The 5,167-nt window shown below is 48.2% G+C and carries 3 protein-coding genes; all 3 read left to right on the top strand.

Annotation, left to right across the window (positions count from 1 at the left end; all coding sequences use genetic code 11):
* The first annotated feature begins 183 nt into the window (after window positions 1–183).
* Complete coding sequence (locus JCM14374_RS12590; RefSeq protein WP_172674231.1) at window positions 184–2,664, top strand: helix-turn-helix transcriptional regulator; 2,481 nt, start codon at window positions 184–186, stop codon at window positions 2,662–2,664.
* 476 nt (window positions 2,665–3,140) lie between these two features.
* Window positions 3,141–3,398 (top strand): DUF2442 domain-containing protein, encoded by a 258-nt coding sequence (locus JCM14374_RS12585; protein ID WP_054698073.1) that lies wholly within the window; start codon window positions 3,141–3,143, stop codon window positions 3,396–3,398.
* Window positions 3,311–5,167: fibronectin type III domain-containing protein (locus JCM14374_RS12580; protein WP_157049121.1), on the top strand; the 1,857-nt coding region annotated here is incomplete at its 3' end. The genes JCM14374_RS12585 and JCM14374_RS12580, both read left to right, overlap by 88 nt.

Below are 5,167 nucleotides of genomic sequence, written 5' to 3'. Positions count from 1 at the left end.
GCCTCCTTTGACCAAACAATAGCTTTGTTCATCTTAAGCTTTTAAGATAAAAAGTGTCAAGAGAACCGTCCCCTTGACACCCTCCCCTTGACACCGAAATATCCTCATGTATTTGTGCTGATGACACTAAACTATTTTTCATTATAGACGATGGATTTATATAACCAATATGCCGGAAAGGAGTTGCACGCAATAAAAAAACTCAAAAATCTCAAGCGCGAGCGGGTCAACCGCATTTTGGAAAGCATCTTCGAATATCCGCTGACAATTGTGGAGGCCCCCATTGGTTACGGTAAAACCACGGCAGTGCGTGAATTCCTTGCTTTAAAAGGCGTGCCTGTTATATGGACTTCCTTTTTGTCCGAAGATGACACTTCGTCGTGGTTCTGGGAAAGGCTGACGGCCGAAATCGGTAAATTTGACGAGGTAGCGGAAATCAGCCTTAAAAAGCTCGGTGTTCCTTCCGACACACCGCAGACAGCCATGGCTATTTCCATCCTCAATGAGATGGATTACAAACCCGATACCACTCTTGTTATCGACGATTTCCACCTTACCAGAAGTATGCGCGTGACCGCGCTTTTCAGGCGCTTTGTAATGGAAATGCCGGACGATTTTCACATTGTCATATTGACTCGCGATACGACGAATCTTGACATCACCGAGCTTTCTGTAAAAGGGCTGTGCAATGTCGTGTCTCAGAATACGCTGCGGTTTACTGACAGTGAAATTCGGGATTATTGCGCCCTGATGGGCTTCATGGCCGGCGAGAGCGAGATAAGTAAAATCGCCGATTACACGGGCGGTTGGATATCATTGATTTACCTTATCATGCTCGGTATGGAACGGGGCATCCCTGTAGACCGAAACGGCGCTATCAACGAGCTGGTGGAGAAGGTGCTCTATAAGGCATATGACGAGCGCATCCAAAGGTTTTTGCTGCGTCTTTCCATAATGGACAGCTTCACAGTGGAGCAGGCCATGTTTGTAACGCAGGAAGGAAAATCGGAGGAGACCCTTAAAAAGCTGCGCCGCGAAAACGCATTTGTTACCTTCGACGAGGCAGCGGGGGTCTATAAAATCCATAACGTGCTGCTGGATTTCCTGCGGGGCAAGCAGAAGGACGAAGAAGAATGTGCCATGCTCTATCGGCGGCTTGGCGAATGGCACCTGGCGCGCAGGGAATATAGAACCGCATACGGCTATCTCTGCCGCGCGGGTGAGACGGAGCGCATCCTCGCGCTGCTGGACAATGAGGATACAGTCACCAGCGATGCCGCCACTTTTGACGGCGTTTTAGACCTGTTCGCCGCATTGCCCCGCGAGATGCTTCTTAAATATCCGCTGGCTTATTTGCAATACATCGCCATCATTTTGACCAACGGCGATCCCGGCGCTTTTCAGGATGGCGTGAGGCGTTTAAATGAGCTGCAGGAGGCTTGCGAGCAGGCGGAAGGCTCCATCCCGCACGGCAGAGACCGCGTCCTCGCGGAACTTTATCTTACTCGGATTTTTGCCGTGTTCAATGACGCCAAGGAAATAGCCGCTTGCATAAAGGAGGCACAGCGCCTGCTTAACGGCGATATTTCCTGTCTGCAAAAGCGGGAGGCTGAGTTCACCCTGGGTTCTCCCTATTTTCTGTATACCTGTTACAGGGAGCCGGGCAGCCTAAAAGAAATCACGGAGCTCATGGCATCGGATTTTCCGATTTTTGCCGAGCTGGCTGACGGCTGCGGTATCGGCTGCGACTATGTGGCTCTGGCCGAATACGCCCTGGAAACCGGCGACTGGCAGGCGGCGGAGCTTAATGCCCTCAAAGCCATTTACAAAGCGCAGACCAGGGAACAGGTCGGTCTTATGATCTGCGCTTATTTTGCTTTAATCAGGCTGTATCTGTATCAGGGGAAGGTTGACGAAGCATTGGAGCTTCTGCAGCAGCTAAGGCAGGATGTGACGCAAGCGAACAATATCTATTACAACACTGGGCTCGACATCGTGGAAGGATACGTTTACGGCTGCCTCACCCGGCTCGACGGCATCCCCCCCTGGCTGCAAACCGGAGATATGTCCCCCGCGCACTTTTTTTACCAGGGCCTGGGTTTCAACTATATCGTCTACGGCAAGGCGCTTTTGCTCGCCAGGAATTATATCAAGCTCGAAATACTCACTGATGAATTTGCTCGCTATTTCTCCATCTTCCACAACCAGCTCGGTTTTCTGCACAATCAGATTTTCAGGGCGGCGGCAAAATATGAGCTTTACGGCATGGAGCAAGGCTGCGCCGCTCTTCGGAAAGCCTTCGACATGGCGCGGGAGGATCACATCATCCTGCTCTTCGCTGAATATGCGCCCGCCGTCATAGACATGGTCAGGCACATGGCCCATACTGATTTACGGGACGCATACATCAAGGAGGTACTTTCCGCCTGCGGGCAGTATTTGGAGAGTTTGAAACACGCCGCCCAGAGCACGGCTTTCCTGTCGGCAAGGGAGCTTGAAATTCTTACCCTGGCCGCGGAAGGCTTCAAGAGGAATGAGATTGCCGAAAAACTTTGTGTTGCCGCGGGCACCGTGCAGACCCATCTGCATAATATCTACCTGAAGCTGGAGGTCGGCGGCAGGACGGCGGCCATAAAAAAGGCGCAAAAGCTGAAGCTGTTATAACGACCTGATTCAAAAAAAGTCTTTCGGTTGAAAAAATTTCCTTTCCTTAATCGAAGTTTCAACGATGCGGCAGATATTATTTATTGCCTCGTTATAATTTTCGTGCAAAAATATACCGTTCGGTAGATACCGGAATCAAAAATTATCCCCCATACTTATTAGTATGGGGGATTTTTTAATGTGCAGAAAAGTATGCTTTCCGTTAGGCTGTGGATAAGTGCGCACGAGGGGCGGGCAGGCTGCTCCAGGGGGTATCGCCAGCGGCAGCGCCGCCGCCCTGTCATTGCTAAAAAACCGGGGAAAGATTGCTTCGCTGTGCTCGCAATGACACAATAAAGGATTACCTTCAGGAACAACCTTACTGTCGTTGCGAGGAGCACAGCGAAGCGGCAATCTAAAACGATAACCCTGATCGCCCGGAAGGCAAATTTGTTCTGCCCGAAATGTCCTCCAAATCCGGAAGGGGGTTTCACTCGGTGAGTAAAATACTCAAGGTCACGCCCAATGATGACTATACCCTGCTGGTGGAATTCGAGCACGGCAACAAGATCATCTTCGACATGAAAGAGATGATCAGGACCCTGCCTTTTTCCAGTCTGGAGGATTTAAGCCGCTTCAAGGACATCACGGTGGAGGAAAAGGCCATATGCTGGCCCGAGCCGGTCCCGGGCGAAAAAAGCATCATGCCCCTGCGCCTGACGGTGGACAACATGCTGTTTACCATAAGGGGTTAAGAAGGAGGAAACGATTTGCAAGCCAAACGATTATTAAGCGTGATACTCTGTATATTATTAACACTGACGCTGCTGCCTATGACCACCCAGCTGCCAGCCTGAGAGACACCCTGTATAAAGACCTGGAAAGCAAGCCAGGAGGATTGACCATCACCTGGTACAGTGCCATGCGGTTTAACGATTCTACAACCTCGGGCGATACAAATCCTTACAGCAGGCTTTCTTTTTTGTATAATACTTTTGCGTGGACTTATCTCAAGAAAGTTGCCGAGCAGATTTTTTATGAGCAGTCGAACAAGGCTTACCATGATCGCGACCGCTCTGTTTGCCTGGGATCTGAACCTTTTTCGGTCGATTCATATAAGGCGGATAAATGGCTGCTGGCAGATAATTTAACTTCGATGTCTGAGGCTCATAACTGTTATGTATGGGGGGAGGTCAGCGGTTATTTTAAAGTGCCATATGAGAGTGATTTATTTTTCGATCTCCAAACAAAGGGTTTGGATATTCTTTTTGATTCTTACATTAATTACCAAAAAAGAGCTATGGGCTTTGGAAAATGGGGTGCTGCCCATGGTTTTTATGATAATAGGCTTTATGGGGAGGACCCTGGTTTAAAATACATAAAAGGGAGCCAAAAAGGCGAAATGGTTCCTTTCACCCTTTATATCGGGAAAATGCGCATGGAACCCAATGAAAAAATTGGGGCGATTTCAATTGATATCAGTTCCTATTATGGAGGAGTTAGAATTAATAAACGCATTCCAGCAGAGAATTTTTATTCCCAACTGTCCCTGAAGGATATGCAGAGTTTTTTTGTGTTTAATCCCGACGACTATACGCTTACCCTGGATCCGATACATAAAACCTTCCCCGTCAAGGACTACGAATACGGAATTGTTTCCGGCGAGGTTAACGATTACAGTGTGGAAACCGCCACCGGTTTTCAGCCCCTGCAGCTGGGGGTAAACCATGTAACGCCGGACAGCGGGACATTAGTAATCCGTCATAAACAGTTGAAAACCTGGTATATTTCTGTAGGAACTGCCTACTTAGACAAACCACGAGATATGAAGATCACCCGGCGGACCCCAACCACTTGCACGCTGTCCTGGAAAGCCCCGCTGCAAATAGTTCCAGATGGCTATAAGATTAGATATGATATATATCGCAGAGAGACCGGCCATAACCCCAAACTCGTCTTTTCCTCAGGAATGGCAATATCAAATGAATCCGCCCTAGCAGGTTCTACAACCGATCTGACATTTACCGATAAGGAGCTGAAGTATGGCTCTATTTACGAATACTTCGTAAAGGCTGCGTATCCCACCGGCTTTTCCGCTCCATCCGATATTGTTAATACGGATTCAGTGGCTATGGAAGAAATACCATCAACGCCAACGGACTTAAAAGCCGTTCTGGGGAATCAAACAAACTCCGAAGTTGATTTAAAACTTAGCTGGTCGGCGCCAGAACCCAGGGTAATAAGAACAAATAAGGATGGTAGGATTAAAATAATAGAACCAATTAAGGAATATATTATCTACCGTTACGATATCAAGCATAAATCGCCAATATATTCTCTTGATCCGCAGGAACGAGCCCGGACTAAATATACGAGTTATATCGAACGCGGCTGTGACCTTAACGACATATATGAGTATTATGTACAGAGCGTTGAAGGCACTGGTAATCGATCTTATTTCAGTTCCCCCCTTAAGGTATCGATCAAAGATTTAATAGCCAGCACACCGAAAATCGCACCGGAC

Source organism: Syntrophomonas palmitatica JCM 14374 (genome assembly GCF_001311885.1).
Classification (GTDB): Bacteria; Bacillota; Syntrophomonadia; order Syntrophomonadales; family Syntrophomonadaceae; genus Syntrophomonas_A; species Syntrophomonas_A palmitatica.
The sequence above is the reverse complement of the archived record's forward strand: the minus strand, read 5'-3'. Positions and strand labels throughout refer to the sequence as shown.